This is a genomic window from Streptomyces aurantiogriseus, assembly GCF_014649375.1.
Taxonomy (GTDB): Bacteria; Actinomycetota; Actinomycetes; order Streptomycetales; family Streptomycetaceae; genus Streptomyces; species Streptomyces aurantiogriseus.
Genome location: NZ_BMSX01000011.1, coordinates 128,996 through 150,736, shown reverse-complemented (window position 1 = coordinate 150,736; position 21,741 = coordinate 128,996). Strand labels below are relative to the sequence as shown.

Sequence of the window (21,741 nt, the reverse complement as noted above, 5' to 3'; positions counted from 1 at the left end):
AAACAGCACATGAACGAGCCGGGCCCGCCGCACCCGATCTGGCTCGATCCGAACGACCCACAAGACGAAGAAGAGAGCCGGTCATGGACTTCCTTCGCCCCGCCAGCTGGGAGGAGGCGCTCGCCGCGAAGGCCGAGCACCCCACCGCTGTGCCGATCGCGGGTGGCACCGACGTGATGGTCGAGATCAACTTCGACCACCGGCGGCCCGAGTACCTCCTCGACCTCACCCGCGTCGGCGACCTCTACGAGTGGGAGGCCGGCGAGGACAGCGTGCGGCTCGGTGCCTCCGTCCCCTACACGAAGATCATGGAGAACCTGCGGACCGAACTCCCGGGCCTGGCTCTCGCCTCGCACACCGTGGCCTCCCCGCAGATCCGCAACCGCGGCGGTGTCGGCGGCAACCTCGGCACCGCCTCCCCGGCCGGCGACGCCCACCCCGCCCTCCTCGCGGCCGGCGCCGAGGTCGAGGCCGAGTCCGTACGCGGCACCCGGCTCATCCCGATCGACGCCTTCTACACCGGCGTGAAGCGCAACGCGCTCGCCGCCGACGAGCTGATCCGCGCGGTCCACATCAAGAAGGCCGACGGCCCGCAGCAGTTCTCCAAGGTCGGCACCCGCAACGCCATGGTCATCGCCGTGTGCGCCTTCGGCATCGCGCTGCATCCCGAGACCCGTACCGTCCGTACCGGCATCGGCTCGGCCGCGCCCACCCCCGTCCGGGCCAAGGCCGCCGAGGAGTTCCTGAACGCGGCGCTCGACGAGGGCGGCTTCTGGGACAACGGAAAGATCATCACCCCGTCGGTCGCCAAGCAGTTCGCGGACCTGTGCGCCGGCGCCTGCAACCCGATCGACGACGTCCGGGGCACGGCGAGCTACCGCCGCCACGCGGTCGGCGTCATGGCCCGCCGCACGCTGACCTGGACCTGGGAGTCGTACCGCGGCGCCCGCCGCCACACCGAGGGAGCTGCGTGATGCGCGTCAACTTCACCGTCAACGGACGTCCGCAGGAGGCCGACGACGTGTGGGAGGGCGAGAGCCTGCTGTACGTCCTGCGCGAGCGCCTCGGGCTGCCCGGCTCCAAGAACGCCTGCGAGCAGGGCGAGTGCGGTTCCTGCACCGTCCGCCTCGACGGTGTGCCGGTGTGTGCGTGTCTGGTGGCCGCCGGCCAGGTCGAGGGCCGTGAGGTCGTCACCGTCGAAGGGCTGGCGGAGTACGCCAAGCAGCGAGCCGAGGGCGGCTGCGGCACCGGCGCCTGCGGTACGACCCTGCAGGACGCCCGGCAGTGGCGGGCCACGGGCACCGACTCCCAGGCCGGCCAAGGCACGGAACTCTCACCGATCCAGCAGGCGTTCATCGACGCCGGCGCCGTCCAGTGCGGCTTCTGCACGCCCGGCCTGCTCGTCGCCGCCGACGAGATGCTGGAGCGCCACCCGAACCCCTCCGACGCGGACATCCGTGAGGCGCTCTCGGGCAACCTGTGCCGCTGCACCGGCTACGAGAAGATCATGGACGCGGTGCGCCTGGCGGCCGCCCGGCAGGGAGAGGCGGTCTGACGATGCCTACCAACGGCGCTCCCACCAAGATCACCCAGGGCTCGCAGACCAAGGGCGGCATCGGTGAGTCGACCCTCCGCCCCGACGGCATCCTCAAGGTCACCGGCGAGTTCGCGTACTCGTCCGACATGTGGCACGAGGACATGCTCTGGGGCCAGATCCTGCGCTCCACCGTCGCCCACGCCGAGATCGTCTCCATCGACACGAGCGAGGCCCTCGCCACGCCCGGTGTGTACGCCGTCATGACGTACGACGACCTGCCCACCGAGGTGAAGAACTACGGCCTGGAGATCCAGGACACCCCCGTCCTCGCCCACGGCAAGGTCCGCCACCACGGCGAGCCGGTGGCCGTCGTCGCCGCCGACCACCCGGAGACCGCCCGCCGCGCCGCCGCGAAGATCAAGGTCGAGTACCGCGAACTGCCGGTCATCACCGACGAGGCCTCCGCGACCGCCCCGGACGCGATCCTCGTCCACGAGAACCGCACCGACCACCACGTCGGGCACGTCCCGCATCCGAACATCGTCCACCGCCAGCCGATCATCCGCGGAGACGTGACGCAGGCCGCGAGGAAGGCGGATGTCGTCGTCCGGGGCGAGTACTCCTTCGGCATGCAGGACCAGGCCTTCCTCGGCCCCGAGTCCGGCCTCGCCGTCCCGGAGGAGGACGGCGGCGTCCACCTCTACATCGCCACCCAGTGGCTCCACTCCGACCTGCGCCAGATCGCGCCCGTCCTCGGCCTGCCCGAGGAGAAGGTGCGGATGACGCTGGCCGGTGTCGGCGGCGCGTTCGGCGGCCGCGAGGACCTGTCCATGCAGATCCACGCCTGCCTGCTGGCCCTGCGCACCGGCAAGCCCGTCAAGATCGTCTACAACCGCTTCGAGTCCTTCTTCGGCCACGTCCACCGCCACCCGGCCCGCCTGTACTACGAGCACGGGGCGACGAAGGAGGGCAAGCTCACCCATGTGAAGTGCCGCATCGTCCTCGACGGCGGCGCGTACGCCTCCGCCTCCCCGGCCGTCGTCGGCAACGCGGCCTCCCTCGGCATCGGCCCGTACGTCGTCGACGACGTCGAGGTCGAGGCCATCGCCCTCTACACCAACAACCCGCCCTGCGGCGCGATGCGCGGCTTCGGCGCGGTCCAGGCGTGCTTCGCCTACGAGGCGCAGATGGACAAGGTGGCGCAGCGACTGGGTATGGACCCGGTGGAGTTCCGGCAGCTCAACGCCATGGAGCAGGGCACCATCATGCCGACGGGCCAGCCCGTCGACTCCCCGGCCCCGGTCGCCGAACTCCTGCGCCGCGTCAAGGCGATGCCGATGCCGCCGGAGCGTCAGTGGGAGAGCAGCGAGGGCGCGGACGTACGGCAGCTGCCCGGCGGCCTGTCCAACACCACGCACGGCGAGGGCGTCGTACGGGGTGTCGGGTACGCGGTCGGCATCAAGAACGTCGGCTTCTCCGAGGGCTTCGACGACTACTCGACCGCCCGTGTCCGCATGGAGGTCATCGCGGGCGAGCCCGTCGCCACCGTGCACACGGCCATGGCCGAGGTCGGCCAGGGCGGTGTCACCGTCCACGCACAGATCGCCCGCACCGAGCTGGGCGTCGCCCAGGTGACGATCCACCCGGCGGACACCCGGGTGGGCAGCGCCGGTTCGACGTCCGCCTCGCGGCAGACGTACGTCACCGGGGGCGCCGTGAAGAACGCCTGCGAGCTGGTGCGCGAGAAGGTGCTGGAGATCGGGCGCCGCAAGTTCGGCTCCTACCATCCCGCCTGGGCCGGCGCCGAGCTGCTGCTGGAGGGCGGCAAGGTGGTCACCGACGGCGGCGAGGTGCTCGCCGACCTGGCCGATGTCCTCGGGGAGGAGGCCGTCGAGGTCGAGGAGGAGTGGCGGCACCGGCCGACCGAGGCCTTCGACCTGCGGACGGGCCAGGGCTTCGGGCACGTCCAGTACTCCTTCGCCGCCCACCGCGCCGTCGTCGAGGTCGACACCGAGCTGGGCATGGTGAAGGTCGTCGAGCTGGCCTGCGCCCAGGACGTCGGCAAGGCGCTCAACCCGCTGTCCGTCCTCGGCCAGATCCAGGGCGGTACGGCCCAGGGCCTCGGGATCGCGGTCATGGAGGAGATCGTCGTCGACCCGAAGACCGCGAAGGTGAGGAACCCCTCCTTCACGGACTACCTGATCCCCACCATCCTCGACACCCCGACCATCCCGGTCGACGTCCTCGAACTCGCCGACGACCACGCCCCGTACGGCCTGCGCGGCGTCGGCGAAGCCCCCACCCTGTCCTCGACTCCGGCCGTGCTCGCGGCCATTCGCAACGCGACGGGCCTGGAACTGAACAGAACGCCGGTACGCCCGGAGCATCTGACGGGCACTTCGTAACCGGGCCGCCGCTGCGGGCATGCGTGCCGCCTGGGGCGGCACGGGTGGGCGCAGCGGCACCCCGACGTCGGGAACCAGCTTCCCCACGGCCACCCCGGCGCCGGCAGTACCACAGCGGCACCCACGTTCGTCTCGGGCCGTCCCCCGGGTCGTGCACCTCCCCACAACCCGCGAGTTGCCGAAGGCACCCGCGGGGCCCCTATGCACCTTGGGAGCAGGCCCACATGACCCAGCAGTCACTGGAGCCGAAGACCGTCACCAAGGACGCGGGCGACGGCACCCGCGTCCCGGCCGGCCGGTCCCGGCTCGACCGCTACTTCCACATATCCCGGCGAGGAAGCACCGTCGCGCGTGAAGTGCGCGGCGGCGTCACCACCTTCATGGCGATGGCGTACATCCTCCTGCTCAACCCGCTCATCCTGTCCGGCAAGGACGCGGCCGGGGACACGCTCGGCCAGAAGGCGCTGATCACCGCGACCGCGTTCGCGGCGGCCCTCACCACGCTGCTGATGGGCTTCGTCGGCAAGGTGCCCCTCGCCCTCGCCGCCGGACTCTCCGTCTCCGGCGTGCTGGCCTCGCAGGTCGCCCCGCAGATGACCTGGCCGCAGGCGATGGGCATGTGCGTGCTGTACGGCGTGGTCATCATGCTGCTCGTCGTCACCGGCCTGCGCGAGATGATCATGAATGCGATCCCGCTCGCGCTCAAGCACGCGATCACCATGGGCATCGGTCTGTTCGTCGCCCTGATCGGCTTCCACAAGGCCGGCTTCGTGCACCGCGGCGAGGCGACCCCCGTCTCGCTGGGCCCGGCGGGCGAGTTGGCCGGCTGGCCGGTGCTGCTCTTCGCCGTCACCCTCCTGGCGATCTTCATGCTCCAGGCGCGCGGGATCCCCGGCGCGATCCTGATCGGCATCGCCGGCGGGACGGTCCTCGCGGTCCTCCTCAACGCCCTGGACGTCATCGACCCGGAGCAGTGGGCGAGCGGTGCCCCCGAACTGCACGGCAGCGCGGTCTCGATGCCGGACTTCTCGCTCTTCGGCGACGTCGAGTTCGGCGGCTGGGGCGAGGCCGGCGCGATGACCGTCGGCATGATCGTGTTCACGCTCGTGCTCGCCGGCTTCTTCGACGCGATGGCCACAGTCATCGGCGTCGGCACCGAGGCCGGACTCACCGACGACAAGGGCCGGATGCCGGGCCTGTCCAAGGCACTGTTCGTCGACGGCGCGGGCGGCGCGATCGGCGGTGTCTCCGGTGCGTCCGGCCAGACGGTGTTCGTCGAGTCGGCGACGGGCGTGGGCGAGGGCGCCCGTACGGGCCTCTCCTCCGTCGTCACCGGGCTCTTCTTCGCGGCGTGTCTGTTCTTCACCCCGCTGACGGCGATCGTCCCGGGCGAGGTCGCCGCCGCGGCCCTGGTGGTCATCGGGGCCATGATGATGATGAACGCCCGGCACGTCGACTGGGCCGACCGGGCCACCGCGATCCCGGTCTTCCTGACCGTCGTGATCATGCCGTTCACGTACTCCATCACCGCGGGCGTCGCGGCCGGCGTCATCAGTCACGTGGCCATCAGGGCCGCCCAGGGGAAGGCGCGGGAGATCGGGGCGTTCATGTGGGCCCTGACAGGCATCTTCCTGGTCTATTTCGCCCTCCATCCCATCGAGAGCTGGATGGGCTTGCGCTGAGCGCTCCGCTGGGAGCCGAGTAGTCACGCGCGGGTCCGTCGTGGCTGGTCGCGCAGTTCCCCGCGCCCCTTCGGGGCGCGGCCGAACCGCAGCCGACTCGGCCGTGCCTGCCCGGCGGCCCTTCACACGACCGCAGTTAAGGAGACCGAGACATGCTGGACATCGCCGAGGAGCTCAACCGGTGGGTGGAGCAGGGACGTGACGTCGCGGTGGCCACCGTGGTGGCCGTCGGCGGCAGCGCGCCCCGTCAACCGGGCGCCGCCCTCGCGGTGGACGCCGACGGCACGGCGATCGGCTCGGTGTCCGGCGGCTGCGTGGAGGGCGCCGTCTACGAGCTGTGCCGACAGGCCCTGGCGGACGGCCAGTCGGTCCTGGAACGCTTCGGCTACAGCGACGACGACGCCTTCGCCGTCGGCCTGACCTGCGGCGGTGTGATCGACATCCTCGTCACGCCGGTGCGGGCCGCCGACCCGGCCCGCCCGGTGCTCGCGGCCGCGCTCACCGCCGCCGCGGGCGGCGAGGCGGCGGCGCTGGCCCGCATCGTCTCCGGCCCGTCGGAGCTCGTCGGCCGCGCCCTGCTCGTCCGCCCCGACGGCTCCTACGACGGCGGCTTCGGCGCCCACCCCGAACTGGACCGCACGGTCGTCGCCGAGGCCGGCGCCTTCCTGGACGCCGGCCGCACCGGCACCCTGGAGATCGGCGCACAGGGCTCCCGCTGCGGGGCCCCGCTCACCGTCCTCGTCGAGTCCTCGGTGCCCCCGCCCCGCATGATCGTCTTCGGCGCGATCGACTTCGCGTCGGCACTGGTCCGCGTCGGCAAGTTCCTCGGCCACCACGTGACCGTGTGCGACGCCCGACCGGTGTTCGCGACCAGGGCCCGCTTCCCGGAGGCCGACGAGATCGTCGTCGCCTGGCCGCACCAGTACCTGGAACGCACGGAGGTGGACGGGCGGACCGTCCTGTGCGTCCTCACCCACGACGCCAAGTTCGACGTCCCCCTGCTCCAGCTGGCGTTGCGTCTCCCGGTCGCCTACGTCGGCGCCATGGGCTCCCGCCGCACCCACCTCGACCGCACCGAGAGGCTGCGCGAAGTCGGCGTCACCGAGCTGGAGTTGGCGCGGCTGCGCTCACCCATCGGCCTCGACCTGGGCGCCCGTACGCCCGAGGAGACCGCGCTGTCGATCGCCGCGGAGATCGTCGCGAACCGGCGGGGCGGCAGCGGGGTCCCGCTGACCGGCGCGCACACGCCGATCCATCACGACGTGACGTCGGTGCCGGCCGGGAGGATCGGGTCGGTCGCCTGAGCCGTGACCCGGCGGACCACCGGCTGGTCGGGCCAGGCGAACGCGTAGTGCGGGTCGCCCGACTCGCTCAGCCGGACGAAGCGCAGCAGCTCGCGCACGATGCCCGCGGTGCCGGCGCCCCAGCCGGTGCGCGGTTCGAGGGTGCTCGGGGTGGCCCGGTGCTCGACGTTCGACCAGCGCGCCCCGTCGGCGTCCCGGGTCACCCGGGCCACCAGGTCCGTGACGAGGACCTGCGCGAAGTCCGGGGAGTCGCCCTGCTCGGCCATCCGGTCGCAGGCCAGCGCCAGCACGCCCGCCGTGCCGCAGCAGCGGGCGTTGTTGTCCCAGAAGCTGGGGCGCAGCCGGCGCGGCAGCCCGGAGTGCGTCACGGTGTGCCAGCAGCGGTCGGCGAGGGCCTGCCAGCCGGGCTCGGCCAGGACGTCCCGCAGCAGCCGGAAGACCTGGGCGTCACCGGCCGGGCCGTGACACCAGCCGTAGCTGTACCGCTCGATCAGGTCGGGCACGTACTGCGGGTCGGAGTGGGGGACGAGGAAGCCGTCCGGGCCGCCCTCGTCGCGGGCCACGACGTCCGCCGCTCCGGCCCGCGCCAGCTCCACCAGGTCCGTACGGCCGGTGGCCCCGCCGACGGCGGCCAGCCCGTACACGATGCCGAGGGTGCCGTGCGAGATGTGGTGCAGCCGCGACTCCACGCCCGGCCGGTGCGCCCACCGCACGCCCGCCGCGGTCTCCTCGGCCGTCCGCGCGTACGGCTCCAGCGCCAGCACGGCCAGCCCGGCGTCGCCGGCGGCGAGCGCGCCGAGGCCGATGCCCGCGTTGCCGCCCATCAGCTCGAACAGCTCGCCCCAGCGCGTTCCGTCGAAGCGTGAGCGCACCCGCGCCATCGCCCGGCCGGCGGCGGCGCCGGCCGCGCTGTCGCCCAGTTCGCGGTGGACGGCCCGCAGCACGAGGGCCATACCGGTGCGGCCGAAGTACAGCGAGTCGTCACGGCAGTCGTCGACGGCGGCCACGAGGCTGCGCGCCGCGCGCAGGGCGGCGTCCCCGTAGACGTCGTCCCCGAAGTGACGCCGCGCCTCCAGCAGCACCGGCACGATCCCGGCCGTGCCGTCGTAGAGCATCGGCTCGACCGCGCCGTCCGAGGGCCGGGCGGGCCAGCCGAGACCGCCGTCCCCCGTCTCGCGCGCGACCCCCAGCAGCCAGCGCAGTCCCTCCGCCGCCAGCGCCTCGACCTCGTCCACCGCCAGTGTCCCGACCCCGTCCACCGCCGTCATATGTCCACCCTGGCACGCGGCACGTCGCCTGCCCAGAGCGCGACTAGAGCCGCTCCGGCGGGCGGATCGAGCCCGTGGACCTCACCAGGGCGGTCAACGTGGAGTGTGCGCTCGGGCGGAGGGCGTCGAACGCGGCCTGCACCGCGGTCCAGGCGTCGTCGCCGGTGAGCGGGGACGCTCCGCACGCCGTGATGTAGTCGTCGTGGCGGGCCAGGAACTCGTCCTCGCGGCGGCTGCGGCGGCGTTCGGACAGGAGCCCCACCACACCCCGCAGCGCGTCGAGGAACACCGGGTCCCCGCTGCGTTCGTGCAGCTTGGTCAGCGGGACGCCCAGGTTCACCAGGGCCCAGACGACCCGCGCCGACTCCTCGCAGTAGGGCAGCGCGAGACAGCCCAGCAGCGCGTTGGACTCCGGGTACCTGGCCTGCCCGGCGGCCGTCCCCCACTCCAGCAGGAAGCCGATCATGGATTCGGGGTCGGCCACCTGGTTGATCTCCGCCCAGGCCTGCTCGGCGGCGCGCAGCGCCTCCTTGCGGCGCTTGGCCGTGCGCAGTGCCGACACATGGCTGGTCCGGTAGCTCAGCCGGGTCGGGGCCGCGGCGACGGCGGCCTCCGCGGCCGCCAGGTACTCGTCCGCGGCCCAGCGCTGCTTCTGCAGCCGGGAGGACAGATACGCCACCGAGTACAGGTCGTCGTCCATGGCACCGGTGGTCCTCGTCAGCGAGACGGCCGCCCGGACCAGGGCGCGGATCAGCGTCTCCAGCTCTCCGGGGTGCTGGTCACGGCTGAGATCGAGGGCGGCCTGCGCGATGGAGTGGTGACGCACCCACAGGTCGTCGCCGTGCTCGCTCACCGCGGCCTCCTTGCGGAGGATGTCCTCGAGGTTCATCCGCACGACGGAGTCCCTGACCCCCAGCGCCTGCGCGAGGATCCGCACCGAGAGCGGCCGGATCCTGTCCCTGCGCGGGGTGAACGCGGCATGCAGCAGGGCGATCATCAGAAAGCTCTCCCGCAGCGAGCGGTCACCGATCGGCGGGTAGGTGTCGATCCGCCTCAGCAGGTCGTCGACGTGCCGGCCCAGCTTGCCGCCGTAGCGCAGCTTCAGCATGGCGCCCACCAGCGAGCTCTCCTGCTTGCCGTAGGACTCCGCGGACAGGTCGACCAGCTTGCGCACGCGTTCGTCCGCGGGCGTCCCGGCCAGTTCGCCGAGCGCGTCGAAGCGGTCCCAGGCGCTCACGAGCTCCGCTCCGTCCCGCTCCGTGAGGCCGTGGCAGCTCACGATGTCCAGGGTGAACCGGCCCAGTTCGTTCCAGGCGCGACGGTTGCGCCACTCCCACTCCTGGGCGGCCAGCAGCACATGGATGTCCGTACGGCCCTGTGCCCGGCACTCGGTCATCAGCCGGCGCACTCCGTCGACGACGAGTGCGCCGTCGTCGCTCACGAGCAGGATGCGCCGCCCGGGACGGGCCGGAACGGCCAGCAGGGTGTCGGGATCGAACGGCTTGCCGTGCTCCCGCCAGAACACGGTGAGGTCGTCGCGTTCCCGGACCAGGTCGACGGTGGCCTGGCGCAGCGCCATGGACTTGCCCTCGCCCATGGGGCCGACGGCGGCCACGATCCGCCCGTCGTCGCCGTCCAGGCAGGCCCGGACCGCCTCGCTCAGTTCCGCTACGAGCGACAGACGCGGCACCCGGGTGTCGAGGGCGGTGCGCCAGTGGGGCTCCACGCCGTCGAAGAAACCGATGACGTCCTCACGCGCGGGAGCGACCGCGCCCAACTCGTCGAGCAGCGCGCGGTCCAGACGGAGCCAGCCGGGCGGGCGCTCCAGCGCCTTCTCGTAGGCGTCCACGACGGCGGGGAACAGGCGGTTGGCGTCGACCCCGTGGTAGAAGCGCTTGCGCGGAGCGTCGACGAGATCCTTGAGCAGCCCCGACGAGAAGCTCTCCGCAGTCAGCGGATCGTAGGAGCACCAGATCAGGTCGACGCCGTTCCTCTCCTGCTCCTGGACGTGCTCGCGCAGGGACCGTGAGAAGGCGTCGTCCCAGCCGCTGTAGCCGACCACGATCACGGTGTGTCCGCTCAGCGAGTTGCGCAGACTGCCGTGCAACTGCGTCCGGTGCCGCTGGAGTTGGAACACGGTGTGCAGGGTGTCGCCTTTCCGCCAGTACCCGTGCACATGCGCGATGTCCACGATCTCCTGGTCCTCGCTCCGGCTCAGCTTGCCGTCGAGGTCGATCTGCTGCGGGAGGGCGTGGGCGCCTGCCCGGCGCACCGCGATCTCCAGCAGCGGATCGAAGTTGGTCGTGATCACCGGGCCCCTGCGCTCCCTGGGCAGCAGCTGCAGCAGGCGCCCCAGCGCCTCCGTCGCCGGAGTCAGTCGCCACCGGGACGAGTCCCGTTCGATCTGCTCGAGTTCACTCTCGGAGGCACGGGCCCACTGCTCGCGCTCCTCGGGCGTCAGGTCCTGGCACGCGCCCAGGACCGCGTGGCGGATGACGAGGTTGAGCCAGTCCTGGTCCCGGTAGTCCTGGGCGAACTCCGCGCCCTGCTGGTACCGCTCACCGTCGGTCGGCCCGGTCACGCTCTCGTCGAACAGGGCGGTCTCCCCGGGGTCGCCGATACGGCGCCGCATGTCCTGCACGATGGCCCCCACCCCGTCCACGGCCCCGATGCTCACACCGGAACCGACGATGAACGCCACCGGCTTGTCGGTCTCCGACAGCAGCGAACGCAGTCGGTAGACGAGCGCCCTCTCTTCCCCGGGTTTGATCGCGACCGTGTTCACCCAGCGTCCCCCGTACGTGTCGTGATGAGAGTCTTCCGAGTCTACCGGGGCCTCCGGGAGCGCCGTCGTCGCCAACGCGACTTGTGGTGAAGGGGCTTGACGGGCAAGGTGGTCCGTCGGGCCGGGCCGGCGAGGAGTGTCCGGGTGGGAACAGCGGGGCGGGCGGTTGAGCGAGACACGGGAGTCGCGGGGCACGGACGAGGCCGGCGGCGGTGGGGGCGAGGCCGGCGACGGCGCGCGGCGTCTTACGGTGCCGGGGATCGCGGTGCTCGGCGTGCTGCTGCTGGCGGAAGTGGTCCTGCTGTGCGGCGCGTTGCTGAGCCTGTGGCCGGTGCTGCTCGATCTCGTCGGGCCGGGCGCGGAGGTGACGGCCACGGCCCGCTGGTCGCCGTGGGGCCTGCGCGGCTGGACGCTCACCGGGGACACGGCGATGCTGCTCGGGGTGATCTGCTGCAGCGGCCTGGGCAGCTTCGTCCACGCGGCCACGTCGTTCGCGACGTACGTGGGCAACCGGCGGCTGTATTCCAGCTGGGTGTGGTGGTACCTGCTCAGGGCCGCGATCGGGGTGACGCTGGCGCTGCTGGTGTACCTGCTGCTGCGCGGCGGACTGTTCGCCGGGAGTTCCGGTGCCGGGTCGGCCAACCCCTACGGTTTCTGCGGCATCGCCGGGCTGTGCGGCCTGTTCTCCAAACAGGCCACGGACAAGCTCCGCGAGATCTGCGACACGATCCTCAGCACGCGCGGCGACGGCGACCGCGACCGTCAGGACAAGCCGGTCGTCGTCCGCGGCCAGGAGCCGGGGCCGGGCACGCCGTGAGCCGTCGGGGGCCAGGGCCTGTCCGGCGGATCGAGTCGCAGGAAAGCGATGGAGCCTTATAAGCGCAGGTGAGTCGGGGTGATGGGGTGCCCGCGCTCATGGGGGGTGCCCGCGCTCATGGGGATGCCCGAGCTCACGGGGATGCCTCCCGCTCGAGCGAAGACGAGCTGGGGGTAGAAGCCGAGAGTGGGGGAGGGCAGCGTGCCGGCCCGGCGTCCGCTGCATGATCCGCGGACAGGCCCCAGGGCGGCCGGGGCGCGTCACGGGCGGCGCAGCAGGCGGTTGGCCGCCCGCCCGAACACCACCCGGGCCGAGGCCCCCAGCAACGGGTCGCACAGGGACGGCAGAAGGCGCGGTCGCAGCTCCTCGCGCCAGACCACACGGGCCCGCCCGCCCGGACCGGGCCGTACCTCGATCTCGGCCCAGCCGCGGACCGTCCGGCCGCGTTTCTCCAGCCGGCACAGGCCCGGCTCGTCCCCGGTGGGCGGGCACCAGACGGTGACCTCCATGCGGTCGTCGACCGCGAACGGGCCGATCCCGGACCGGGCCACGAACACCGTGCCCTCACGGGTCGGGCCGGGCGTGACCACGGTGACGCGGGTCAGCGGCACCACGTCCCCGTGCCGGGGCCACTCGGTGAGCCGGCGCCAGGCTTCGTCGAGGGTGAGCGGTGCGGTGCGTTCGAACTGGAAGGTGACCACGTAGTGATCGTAAGGAGTCCGGGCGGCCCGCCGGTGGGTTCCCCGACCACTCACACGGTCGGCCCAGCCGCAGGTCGGGGCGAAATCGTACGAGAAACGTTTCTCTGTCTTGTGCCCGCGGTGCCGGGGATCCGCGGCAGATCTCGTGCACCGTCTCGTTCGTACGGCTCTGGGGCGGGCGCATGGGGTGGGCCGGCGGCCGGCGAGCCGAGTTCTCGCCCGGGCCCGCGGCGAAGGTGAGCGCGATGCTCCCGCAGAGGGGTGCCCCCATTCACTCCGACTTCGTTCCGTTCGCCCTGCGGCAGTCGACGGTGCCGAAGCGGGCCGTCTGCGCGGTGGTCGCGGGCTCCGCGTGGACGGTGCCCGGTGCGGTGGTGTCGGGGCTGCCGCAGTCGGTGAGGGCCGGGGAGAGGCAGGCGGCGGCCGCGCCGATGCCCGCCGTGCGGAACGAGATCCCCGGTTTCCTCATCTTCTTGATCAGAGAAGGCAGGCCGGGGCTATACACAGCACTTATAGCGGCTGACCTGCTCCGATGCGTGCTGCGTGTTTGAGTTTGTTGTCAGCTGGCACCCGGATGCTCGTGACCGCCTACACCGTCGTGATCCCGACCCTCGTGCGGGACACGCTCGCCGACTGCCTTGCCGCGCTCGCCGCCGCCAAGGGGCCGAAGCCGGCCGGGATCGTCCTCGTCGACGACCGGACCGATCCCGAACCCGGCGCGCTGGACCACCCGTTGAGCGTCCTCGGCGACCTGCGCGAGCGCACCACCGTCCTGCACGGTGCCGGCCGCGGGCCCGCCGCCGCCCGCAACAGCGGCCTGCGCGCGGCCAGTTCGCCGTGGGTCGCCTTCCTCGACGAGGAGGTCCAGGTCGGCCCCCACTGGGGCGAGCAGCTCACCGAGGACCTGGCGGACGCCACCTTCGACACCGCGGGCGTCCAGGGCGTGCTGGCCGTACCCCTGCCGGGCAGGCGCCGCCCCACCGACTGGGAGCGCACCACCGCGGCCCTCGCGCGGGCCCGCTGGATCACCGCCGACATGGCCTACCGCACCGAGGCCCTCAAACAGGTCGGCGGCTTCGACGAACGTTTCCGGCACACCTTCCGCGAGGACACCGACCTCGCCCTGCGCCTGCTGGACGCCGGCTGGCGCATCCGGCAGGGGCAGCGCACCACCCGCTGCCCGGTCCCGCCCGCCGACCGCTGGGTGTCGCTGCGCGCCGAGCGGGGCAACGCCGACGACGCCCTCATGCGGCGGCTGCACGGACCCGGCTGGCGGCACCGGGTGTTCGCGCCGCGCAGCCGGCTGCGCGCCCACGCCGCCACCACCGCGGCGGGCCTGGCCGCCGGCACGCTCGCCGCGGCCGGCCGCCGCCGGGCCGCCACGGCCGCCGCGCTCGGCTGGGCGCTGGGCACCGGCGAGTTCGCGTGGGCGCGCATCGCGCCCGGCCCGCGCACCCGTGACGAGGTGACCACCCTGCTCGCCACCAGCGTCCTCATCCCGCCCACGGCCACCTGGCACCGGCTGAGCGGCACCTGGCGCCACCGGCACGCCGCGCCCTGGCAGGAGGTGGGCCCGTGAACCCCGTCCGCCTCGTGCTCCTCGACCGCGACGGCACCCTCGTCGAGGACGTCCCCGACAACGCCGACCCCGACCGGGTCCGCCCCCTCCCCGGCGCCCGCGAGGCGCTCGCCCTGCTGCGGGCGCACGGCCTGCGCACCGGCGTCGTCACCCGCCAGCCGGGCGTCGCCCGCGGACTGCTCTCCCAGGCCGATCTACGCCGCGTGGACGAGCGGATCGACGACCTGCTCGGCCCCTTCGACGTCTGGGCGGTCTGCCGGCACGCCCCCGACGACGGCTGCCACTGCCGTGCGCCGCGGCCCGGCCTGGTGCTGTGGGCGGCCGGCCGGGTCTGCACCCCGCCCGAGCGGATCGCCGTGATCGCCGCCACCGGCGACACCGCCGAGGCCGCCCACCGCGCCGGCGCCCACGGCATCCTCCTCCCCACCCCGGGCACCCGCACCGAGGAGACGGCCGCGGCGGACCACATGGCCCCCGACCTGCTCACCGCCGTCCGCGGGCTGCTGACCGGCGGGCCCAGGCAGCGCGTCCTGGCGGACGAGCGGGCGATCGCGACGGCCTTTCGATCCACCGAACGGCACTGAGCGGCACTGAGATCGACCGAACGGCACTGAGATCGACCGAAACGGCACTGAGCGGAACGCAGAGAGCGGGGCCGTCCCGAGGGACGGCCCCGCTCAACGCACCAGGCGCTGCCGGCCGGCACTACGCGTTCGCGTTCTGGTCGGGGCGGACCGGGCGCCAGGTCAGGGCTCCGTCCAGCGGCACAGCAACCGGAACGCCGCGTACAGCGTCGGGGGCCAGACCGCGGCGAACGCCCAGATCACGACCGGGGCCGAGGTGATGATGCCGGCCACCGTCAGGCCGACGGACACGGCGAGCAGGAGCGCCACGGTCCACGGGCGGGGTGCCCAGGACGCCACCCCGGAGAGGCTGGGGTGCCATCGCAGGGTGCGCAGCCGCCTGTCGAGGCGGCGGTCGCGGCGCAGGGCGCGCTCCATCTCCGCCAGGATGCGCCGCTCGTCGTCGGAGAGCCGGTCTGTCGTCACTGTCCCTCCTCCCGGGGCCCGACACGGACACTCTTCGGGTGCCCGGGCCGCAGGAGGAATAACGGGGAACGACGAGGCGCCCCCGGCCGGCACTTCTGCCGGCCGGGGGCGCCACCGGATCCCGTGGGTCAGTGGGGGCGTGTCACTGGGCGTAGTACGTCGCGTCCGCCCGGTCCGTCGCCGTGCTCAACGCCTGCACGTACAGCAGGTAGTTGTAGTGCCGGATGTAACGGCCCGGGAAGTTGTACGACTCGTACGAGACCCCGGCGGAGTCGGCCAGGCCCGCCCGCCTGGAGAACGTCGCGTCGGACGCGAACTGCGCCGTGCCGTCGTTCTTCTCCAGCCGCACCTCGAAGTTCTTGTGCCGCAGGTAGTAGCCGGGGAAGTTGGCCGACTCCAGCGACACCGTCCCGCTGCCCGCCAGACCGGGAACCACCCGGAACTGCGAGTCCGCGAGCGGGCTCACGTTCGCCTCGACCCGGGCCCGGTACTCCCAGTGCCGGATGAAACGGTCGGCGAAGTTGTACGAGGAGAACCGCTGCGGGGTGACACCGTCCGCGACCGGGATGCCGAAGTCGGGCGTGCCGTCGGCCTTCCAGTACAGCTTCTGCACGCGGGTGCGGCGGTTGGGGTCGTTCAGCGGGTCGCCGGAGATGTCCTTGTAGCTGCGGTCGTGGTAGACGAGGATGTCGGACCTGCCGTCCTCGGAGACGGTGAAGGAGTTGTGGCCGGGGCCGTACTGCGAGGTCGCGTCACTGGACTTGAACACGGGCTGCGAACTCTTCGACCAGGACGCGGGGTTGGTGAGATCGGCGCTCGCGGAGGCGGTCAGCATGCCCAGGCAGTAGTTGGCGTCGGTCGCGCTCGCCGAGTAGGTCATGAAGACCTTGCCGCCGTGCTGGATGACGGCCGGACCCTCGTTGACCTTGAAGCCGATCGTCTCCCAGGACAGCGTCGGCTGCGAGAGCTCCGCCGGAGTCCCGGTGATCGTCCAGGGGTTGGCCATCTTCGCGAGGAACAGGCTGGTGTTGTTGTCCTCGGCCGGGTTGCGCTGCGCCCAGGCGAGGTAGCGCACGCCGTTCACGACGAAGGTGGTGGCGTCGAGGGAGAAGGACTCCCACGTGGTCTTGATCTGGCCCTTCTCGGTCCAGGTCGCGGTGAGCGGGTTGCTGCCGGTGCCCTCCAGGACGTACATGCGGATCGCCCAGATGTCGTTGGTGGCGCCGGCCGCGAAGTACACGTACCACTTGCCGTCGATGAAGTGGATCTCCGGCGCCCAGATGTGGGCGCCCATGACCCCGCTGGTGTGCTTGGTCCAGATGGTGACCTCCTGGGCCGTCGACAGGCCCTGGATGGTCGTCGCCCGGCGCAGCACGATGCGGTCGTACTCGGGGACCGTGGCGGTGAAGTAGTAGTAGCCGTCGGTGTGTTTGAAGATGTGCGGGTCGGCGCGCTTCTCGGCGACGGGGTTGGTGTAGGTCACGGCGGGGGAGTCGGGTACGGCGGCCTGGGCGGCGGGGGCCGGCCCGGCGAGGCAGGCCGCCAGGCCCACGAGGACGGCCATGAGCAGCCGTACGGCTATGCGTCTCAAGGGGGTTCTCCAGATCAGAGGGGGGTGATCAGGCCGTGGGGACGAGCTTCCACTGCTGGCAGGTGTTGTTCAGCCAGGCCCACTGCCGTACGTCGGTGCCGTTCGCGGTGCCGCAGTCGGCCACGTCGGCGACCTTGCCGGTGGACTCGTTCACGATCCGGACGTGGTCGCCGCTCGCGGTGAAGACCAGGCGGTAGCGCTGGCACTTGTTGTTGAGCCACGACCACTGGCGGAGGTCCGCGCCGTCGGCGGCGGAGCAGTCGGCGGTGTCCATCACCTTGCCGGTGGCGACGTTGACCAGACGGTTGGTGTCGTCGCCGAGGTCCTCGACCTTCCACTTCTGGTTGGCCCCGCCGTTGCAGGTCCACTGGAAGATGTTGGTGCCGTCGGCGGTGTTGCCACCGTTCACGTCGAGGCACTTGCCGCTGTTGCGGTTGACGAGGGTGTACGACGCCGGCGTCGCGGCCGTCTCGCCGGACGGGCCGGGGAGCGTGGTGCCGAGGGCGACGGGGGCGCCGAAGTTCGGGGTGCCGTCGGCGTTCCAGGTGAACTCCTGGGCGCGGGTGGTCCGTCCGTTGCCGCAGCCGCCGCTCGCCGAGGAGTTGGCGTGGTAGACGATCCAGTTCTCGGTGCCGTCCGGCGAGGTGAAGAAGCCGTTGTGGCCGGGGCCGTACACGCCGTTCGCGTCACTGCGCTGGAAGACCGGTGTCTGCTTCTTGGTCCAGGACGCCGGGTTCAGCGGGTCGGAGCCGGTCAACTCCAGCTGTCCCAGCTTGTAGTCGGCGGTCTGGCAGGAGCTCGCGGAGTACGTCAGGAAGGTGCGGCCGTTGTGGTACAGCGGCTCGGGGCCCTCGTTGACGGGTGACCCGGACCTCTCCCAGCTCAGCGTGGGGCTGGAGATGATGGTGAAGGTGCTGTCGGCCAGCGTGTACGGATTGCTCAGCGGCGCGATGACCAGGCTCTGCGTACTTCCGTTGATGAAGCCGCTGCCCACCAGGTACAGCTTGTTGTCGGCCTGCAGCACACTCGCGTCGATCAGCCAGCCGCCCGGCGTGAGGTTCGATCCGGTGAGGGAACCCTTGTAGGTGTAGGGCCCCATCGGGTCGGTGCCGGCGCTCTCCAGTACGTGCGTGCGCTGCGAGTCGCAGCAGGCGACGCCGCTCTGCCCGGCCGAGTAGTACACGTACCAGTGGCCGTTGAAGAGGTGCATCTCCGGCGCCCAGAAGTTGGTGTTGCGCGTCGACGTGGTGTCCGACCACACCTGCACATTGGGCGCGGTGGCGAGGCCCGCCAGGGTCGGTGACTTGCGGATGCCGAGGATGCCGGTGAACGTCGTGGTGATCAGGTAGTAATTGCCGTCGTGATACTGGAGCCAGGGGTCGGCACCCTTGAACGACTTCAGCGGGTTGGTGTACGGGCGGCCGTCCGCCGCGGACACCGGCTGGGTCGCCGCGACGAGGGCGACGAGGAGCGCGAGCACACAGACCAGCAGGGGTCTGCGGCGTGCCGTCCGCGCGCGGGCGCGCCGAGGAAACATCCGAGGCATACAGGACCGTCCCTTGTCCGTAATTTCGAACGTAGTTCGTAACTTCGGCCGAAACATAGGGGTCGGGCATGCCTCCGTCAATGGTTTGGACGAGGAGGCTCCGGTTGACCCGGTGACGCGCCCGGTGCGTAAACCGGTCGGTTTTCGTCGGGTGCGCGACGGGGTCGGCCTCTCTCCATGAGCGCCGACGCGAAGACCGGTTCCCGTGACCGGCTGCTGGAGGCGGCCGCCACCCTGGCCTACGCCGAAGGCGTCGGGATCGGCGTCGAGGCGCTGTGCAAGGCGGCCGGGGTGTCCAAGCGCTCGATGTACCAGCTCTTCGAGAGCAAGGACGAGCTGCTGGCGGCGAGCCTGGAGCGCCGCGCCTCGGCTTTCACCACCCTGCTGTTCCCGGCCGCCGACGACGGGCGGCCCGCGCGCGAGCGCATCCTGCACGTCTTCGAGCGCGTGGAGGCGCAGGCGGCCCTGCCGGAGTACCACGGCTGCCCGTACCTCGCCGTCCAGGTCGAGCTCAAGGATGTCGACCACCCGGCGAGCAGGGTCGCGCGGCGGGTCAAGGGCGAGCTGACGGAGTTCTTCCGCGCCGAGGCGGAACGCGGCGGGGCCGACGATCCCACCCTGCTGGCCCGCCGGCTGACCCTGCTCTTCGACGGGGCGAGCGCCCGGGCCGGCATCCGCGCGGACGACCTGAGCGGGCTGATCGTGCCGACGGTGACGACTCTGCTCGACGCCGCGGGCCTGCGCTGATCCGGGGCGCTCGGGCGGGGGCGGGACGCGGGAGTGACGTGGGGATCCGCCCGCCGGCCCGGCGAGTCCCGGTCGGCAGACCGACAGCGGACCGGTCCGGCCGTATCCGGCAGCCCGGCCACGGGGATCCGCGCCTCGGCCCCCCGATGCGCACCGTCCGGCACGGGGTGGCGGCCCACGTCCGCCCCCGCGGCGCACCGTCCGGCACGGGGTGGTGGCCCACGTCCACCCCCGCGACCGGTCTCCTCGAAGCGATCGTCGCCCTCCGGCAGGCGCCCGTCACGCCGAGGGCATGACGGGCCGCACGGACGCCGACGCTTCACACAATCCGCACACGAGTCCACTGAAGCTTTAGAGTTCAAGGGATACGCTCATCGCCATCCGAGTGGCCGGGAGAGCCCATGCGCCACGGCACTCGCTCCTCCCCCCACAGCTCAGGAGACCGGTGTGAGTGACGGCGACGTAGTGGTGATCGGCGGCGGCTACGCGGGTGTCCGCCTGGCGAAACGACTGGACGCGACGGCGCGGGTCACCCTGGTGGACCGCAAGGAGATCTTCTTCCACCGCATCGCCTCCCTGCGTGCCGGCGTGCGCCCGGAGTGGACGGTGACCCCCTTCATCCCGTACGACCGACTGCTGCGTCACGGCCGTGTGGTCGCGGACAAGGCGGTCCGCATCGACACGGGCGAACGGCAGGTGACCCTCGCGACGGGGGAGCGGCTGCCGTACGACGTGCTGGTGATCGCCACCGGCGCCGACTATCCCGAACCGGCCCGCTTCATCGGCACCACCACCGAGGAGGCGGCCAAGGCGTTCGCCGGGCACCAGCGGAGCATCGCCACCGCCGAACACGTCCTCGTCGTCGGCGGCGGGCCCTCCGGAGTCGAGCTCAGCGCCGAGATCCGCCTGGCCAGACCGGACGCCCGGATCACCCTCGCCCACTCCGGGCCGACACTGCTCCACTCCACGGGCAGCTCACGGGCCGCCCGCAAGGCGCAGGCCTGGCTGGAGGCGCACGACGTGGAGGTGCGGCTCGACTCCTTCATGTCCCCAGGCCACGACTTCGGCACCTATCGCGACGCCCGCGGCAACGTCATCGAAGCCGACCTCTCCTTCTGGGCGACCGGTACCACTCCCAACACGCTCTGGCTGCGCCTGGCCGGGCACGGCGACTGGCTGAACGCGAGCGGGCACGTGAAGGTCGACCGCACGCTGCGGGTCGAGGGGCGGCTCGACGTGTTCGCGGTCGGCGACGTCAACGACGCCACCGAGCTCAAGATCACCCCCGCCGCGCTCGCCCAGGCGGATCTCGCCGCCTGGAACATCCGCACCTACCTGAACAGCTCCGGCAGGCATCGCAAGGAGCCCCGCCTCTACCGGCCCGTCCACCGCACCCCACTCATCGTCCCCTTCGGCCCGGCCGACGGGCTCACCATGCTGCCCGTCCCCGGCGGGGAGACCGCGGTCCTCGGCGGCCGCACCTCCGTCCTGGCCAAGGCGAAGACCCTCATGACCCCGTACATGAGGCGCCAGCTCGGCTACACCGCGACCTGACGCACCGAGGACCGGGCCGGGCTCAGCGGCCCATGCTCGGGCGACCAAGAAGTCGACGGTCGCGCCGAGCCGGTCGGCGAGGTCGCGCAGGACCTCGCGGGAACGGCTCGCCCGCGCCGCACGGCTGGACGCCCCCCGCCTTCGCCGGCGCCGCCGAACGCGCCGGGAAGACCTGGATCGGCATTCCCTAGCACACGGGCGTGCTCCGCCACCCGAGATCATGCAAAGACACGCCCTGGCCGGGAGCGTGATGGCATCCCTACTGTGAGCTCTCCGGCGCACCGCGCCTCGGACGGGGAGCGAGCAACGGGGGGAATCCATGCGACGGACCTGGCGGCGCGTTCTGGGCGATCTGCGGACACGTACGCATCTCGACGCCTATGCGGTCTCCGCGTGCGCCCTGGTCTTCTGTGTGCTGTCCCTGATCGGTGACGTCCTGTCCCAGCGGCTGCAGTTGACGGTCCTGCTGGCCGGTGTGGGCCTGTTGGTCTTCCGGATCACGCTGCCCGAGCGGGGAGCCTCGGACGTGGACGCGGTCCTGCACGACCGTACCGACCTCGAGTCGGTCCCGATCGCCGGCCGGCTGGCCGGGGCGCGCGAGGTCGCCGTGTTCGCCCCCTCGGGCATCAACCTGCTGAGTTCGAGCACCTGTGAGGCACTACGCAGCCAGGTGCTGGCCCGCGCCGACGGGAAGGTGCGGGTCCTCCTGCTCGATCCGTCCGCGGCGGAGGCGGTGCGCGTGGCCGCCCGGCAGCTGGACGACGGGCAGGAGTTCTCGGTGGAGTCGCTCGCCCCGTCCCTGCGGACGGTGGTGTCCCGTATGGAAATGATGCGGAACTGGAATGTCCCGGGAAGCTTCGAATACCGGCTCATCGACTTCAGTCCCGGATTCAGCATGGTCACCATCGATCCCGGCACCAACAACGGATCGCTGATCGTCGAATTCCACGCCGTTCACGGGCGTCACACCGGCACCCGTATGCACATCAGCCTGACCCGGGCGAGCAGCAATCGCTGGCACGACTACTGGACCGACCAATTCGAACATCTTTGGGCCTTGGGCCGGCCGCCCGCCAACTGACCCGCAGACATGGGGGATTCCGCTTTTATGCCCCTGTCACCATCTTGCCCGCCCGCCCATTCCGTGTCGATAATGGGCGGCCCTACACAGCCGCG

The 21,741-nt window shown here is 71.9% G+C and carries 18 protein-coding genes; 11 read left to right on the top strand and 7 right to left on the bottom strand.

Going from position 1 to position 21,741, the window contains the following annotated elements:
- The first annotated feature begins 83 nt into the window (after positions 1 to 83).
- The 5 genes from IE263_RS23450 (at position 84) to IE263_RS23430 (ending at position 6,928) form a co-directional block, all read left to right on the top strand.
- Positions 84 to 974 carry an FAD binding domain-containing protein gene (locus tag IE263_RS23450; protein WP_189939697.1) on the top strand — a complete coding sequence of 297 codons (891 nt, stop codon included), beginning with the start codon at positions 84 to 86 and terminating at the stop codon, positions 972 to 974.
- Positions 974 to 1,555 carry a (2Fe-2S)-binding protein gene (locus IE263_RS23445; RefSeq protein ID WP_189939696.1) on the top strand — a complete coding sequence of 194 codons (582 nt, stop codon included), beginning with the start codon at positions 974 to 976 and terminating at the stop codon, positions 1,553 to 1,555. The genes IE263_RS23450 and IE263_RS23445 overlap by 1 nt, the downstream gene beginning before the upstream one ends.
- A 2-nt stretch (positions 1,556 to 1,557) precedes the next feature.
- Positions 1,558 to 3,942, top strand: coding sequence for a xanthine dehydrogenase family protein molybdopterin-binding subunit (locus IE263_RS23440; protein ID WP_189939695.1), 2,385 nt, complete (start codon positions 1,558 to 1,560; stop codon positions 3,940 to 3,942).
- Between the two features lie 224 nt (positions 3,943 to 4,166).
- Positions 4,167 to 5,624 carry an NCS2 family permease gene (locus IE263_RS23435; protein WP_189939694.1) on the top strand — a complete coding sequence of 486 codons (1,458 nt, stop codon included), beginning with the start codon at positions 4,167 to 4,169 and terminating at the stop codon, positions 5,622 to 5,624.
- Positions 5,625 to 5,776: 152 nt separating this feature from the next.
- Positions 5,777 to 6,928, top strand: coding sequence for an XdhC family protein (locus IE263_RS23430; protein WP_189939693.1), 1,152 nt, complete (start codon positions 5,777 to 5,779; stop codon positions 6,926 to 6,928).
- Here IE263_RS23430 and IE263_RS23425 read toward each other — a convergent pair.
- Both IE263_RS23425 and IE263_RS23420 read right to left on the bottom strand, forming a co-directional pair.
- Positions 6,880 to 8,196 carry a lanthionine synthetase LanC family protein gene (locus IE263_RS23425; protein ID WP_189939692.1) on the bottom strand — a complete coding sequence of 439 codons (1,317 nt, stop codon included), beginning with the start codon at positions 8,194 to 8,196 and terminating at the stop codon, positions 6,880 to 6,882. The two genes, IE263_RS23430 and IE263_RS23425, sit on opposite strands and share 49 nt — an antisense overlap.
- 43 nt (positions 8,197 to 8,239) lie before the next feature.
- A complete protein-coding gene (locus tag IE263_RS23420) occupies positions 8,240 to 10,981 on the bottom strand; it encodes a P-loop NTPase (RefSeq protein ID WP_189939691.1) in 2,742 nt (913 codons plus the stop codon).
- 166 nt (positions 10,982 to 11,147) lie between these two features.
- Between IE263_RS23420 and IE263_RS23415 the strand changes: the two genes are divergently transcribed.
- Positions 11,148 to 11,798, top strand: coding sequence for a hypothetical protein (locus tag IE263_RS23415; protein WP_229911121.1), 651 nt, complete (start codon positions 11,148 to 11,150; stop codon positions 11,796 to 11,798).
- A gap of 260 nt (positions 11,799 to 12,058) precedes the next feature.
- Here the strand turns inward: IE263_RS23415 and IE263_RS23410 are convergent, their stop codons facing one another.
- Both IE263_RS23410 and IE263_RS23405 read right to left on the bottom strand, forming a co-directional pair.
- Complete coding sequence (locus tag IE263_RS23410; protein WP_189939690.1) at positions 12,059 to 12,499, bottom strand: SRPBCC family protein; 441 nt, start codon at positions 12,497 to 12,499, stop codon at positions 12,059 to 12,061.
- A 271-nt stretch (positions 12,500 to 12,770) separates the two neighbouring features.
- Positions 12,771 to 12,968 carry a hypothetical protein gene (locus IE263_RS23405; RefSeq protein WP_189939689.1) on the bottom strand — a complete coding sequence of 66 codons (198 nt, stop codon included), beginning with the start codon at positions 12,966 to 12,968 and terminating at the stop codon, positions 12,771 to 12,773.
- Between the two features lie 105 nt (positions 12,969 to 13,073).
- On the opposite strand from IE263_RS23405, the gene IE263_RS23400 reads away from it, so the two are divergent.
- Both IE263_RS23400 and IE263_RS23395 read left to right on the top strand, forming a co-directional pair.
- The gene (locus tag IE263_RS23400) at positions 13,074 to 14,078 is read left to right on the top strand and encodes a glycosyltransferase family 2 protein (protein ID WP_189939688.1); all 1,005 of its coding nucleotides are present in this window, start codon (positions 13,074 to 13,076) and stop codon (positions 14,076 to 14,078) included.
- On the top strand, positions 14,075 to 14,662 hold the full coding sequence (locus tag IE263_RS23395; protein ID WP_189939687.1) for a D-glycero-alpha-D-manno-heptose-1,7-bisphosphate 7-phosphatase: 588 nt from the start codon (positions 14,075 to 14,077) through the stop codon (positions 14,660 to 14,662). The genes IE263_RS23400 and IE263_RS23395 overlap by 4 nt, the downstream gene beginning before the upstream one ends.
- A 162-nt stretch (positions 14,663 to 14,824) precedes the next feature.
- On the opposite strand, the gene IE263_RS23390 is transcribed toward IE263_RS23395, so the two are convergent.
- The 3 genes from IE263_RS23390 to IE263_RS23380 form a co-directional block, all read right to left on the bottom strand.
- On the bottom strand, positions 14,825 to 15,127 hold the full coding sequence (locus IE263_RS23390; protein ID WP_189939686.1) for a DUF3040 domain-containing protein: 303 nt from the start codon (positions 15,125 to 15,127) through the stop codon (positions 14,825 to 14,827).
- Positions 15,128 to 15,269: 142 nt separating this feature from the next.
- The gene (locus IE263_RS23385) at positions 15,270 to 16,691 is read right to left on the bottom strand and encodes a family 43 glycosylhydrolase (protein ID WP_189939859.1); all 1,422 of its coding nucleotides are present in this window, start codon (positions 16,689 to 16,691) and stop codon (positions 15,270 to 15,272) included.
- A gap of 55 nt (positions 16,692 to 16,746) precedes the next feature.
- Positions 16,747 to 18,255: a family 43 glycosylhydrolase gene (locus IE263_RS23380; protein ID WP_189939858.1), complete on the bottom strand. Its 1,509-nt coding sequence runs from the start codon at positions 18,253 to 18,255 to the stop codon at positions 16,747 to 16,749.
- Between the two features lie 186 nt (positions 18,256 to 18,441).
- Between IE263_RS23380 and IE263_RS23375 the strand changes: the two genes are divergently transcribed.
- From IE263_RS23375 to IE263_RS23365, 3 genes are all read left to right on the top strand, one after another.
- Positions 18,442 to 19,011, top strand: coding sequence for a TetR/AcrR family transcriptional regulator (locus tag IE263_RS23375; RefSeq protein WP_189939685.1), 570 nt, complete (start codon positions 18,442 to 18,444; stop codon positions 19,009 to 19,011).
- 447 nt (positions 19,012 to 19,458) lie between these two features.
- Positions 19,459 to 20,565 carry an NAD(P)/FAD-dependent oxidoreductase gene (locus IE263_RS23370; protein ID WP_189939684.1) on the top strand — a complete coding sequence of 369 codons (1,107 nt, stop codon included), beginning with the start codon at positions 19,459 to 19,461 and terminating at the stop codon, positions 20,563 to 20,565.
- Between the two features lie 319 nt (positions 20,566 to 20,884).
- Positions 20,885 to 21,646 carry a DUF5919 domain-containing protein gene (locus IE263_RS23365; protein ID WP_189939683.1) on the top strand — a complete coding sequence of 254 codons (762 nt, stop codon included), beginning with the start codon at positions 20,885 to 20,887 and terminating at the stop codon, positions 21,644 to 21,646.
- The last annotated feature ends 95 nt before the right edge of the window (positions 21,647 to 21,741 follow it).

Bases quoted from the DNA above. Each gene is read 5' to 3' on its own strand.
- IE263_RS23440 (WP_189939695.1), top strand. From the start codon at position 1,558: ATGCCTACCAACGGCGCTCCCACCAAGATCACCCAGGGCTCGCAGACC.
- IE263_RS23375 (WP_189939685.1), top strand. From the start codon at position 18,442: ATGAGCGCCGACGCGAAGACCGGTTCCCGTGACCGGCTGCTGGAGGCG.
- IE263_RS23405 (WP_189939689.1), bottom strand. From the start codon at position 12,968: ATGAGGAAACCGGGGATCTCGTTCCGCACGGCGGGCATCGGCGCGGCC.
- IE263_RS23435 (WP_189939694.1), top strand. From the start codon at position 4,167: ATGACCCAGCAGTCACTGGAGCCGAAGACCGTCACCAAGGACGCGGGC.
- IE263_RS23400 (WP_189939688.1), top strand. From the start codon at position 13,074: ATGCTCGTGACCGCCTACACCGTCGTGATCCCGACCCTCGTGCGGGAC.
- IE263_RS23380 (WP_189939858.1), bottom strand. From the start codon at position 18,255: ATGTTTCCTCGGCGCGCCCGCGCGCGGACGGCACGCCGCAGACCCCTG.
- IE263_RS23450 (WP_189939697.1), top strand. From the start codon at position 84: ATGGACTTCCTTCGCCCCGCCAGCTGGGAGGAGGCGCTCGCCGCGAAG.
- IE263_RS23385 (WP_189939859.1), bottom strand. From the start codon at position 16,691: ATGGCCGTCCTCGTGGGCCTGGCGGCCTGCCTCGCCGGGCCGGCCCCC.
- IE263_RS23430 (WP_189939693.1), top strand. From the start codon at position 5,777: ATGCTGGACATCGCCGAGGAGCTCAACCGGTGGGTGGAGCAGGGACGT.
- IE263_RS23445 (WP_189939696.1), top strand. From the start codon at position 974: ATGCGCGTCAACTTCACCGTCAACGGACGTCCGCAGGAGGCCGACGAC.
- IE263_RS23425 (WP_189939692.1), bottom strand. From the start codon at position 8,196: ATGACGGCGGTGGACGGGGTCGGGACACTGGCGGTGGACGAGGTCGAG.
- IE263_RS23365 (WP_189939683.1), top strand. From the start codon at position 20,885: ATGCGACGGACCTGGCGGCGCGTTCTGGGCGATCTGCGGACACGTACG.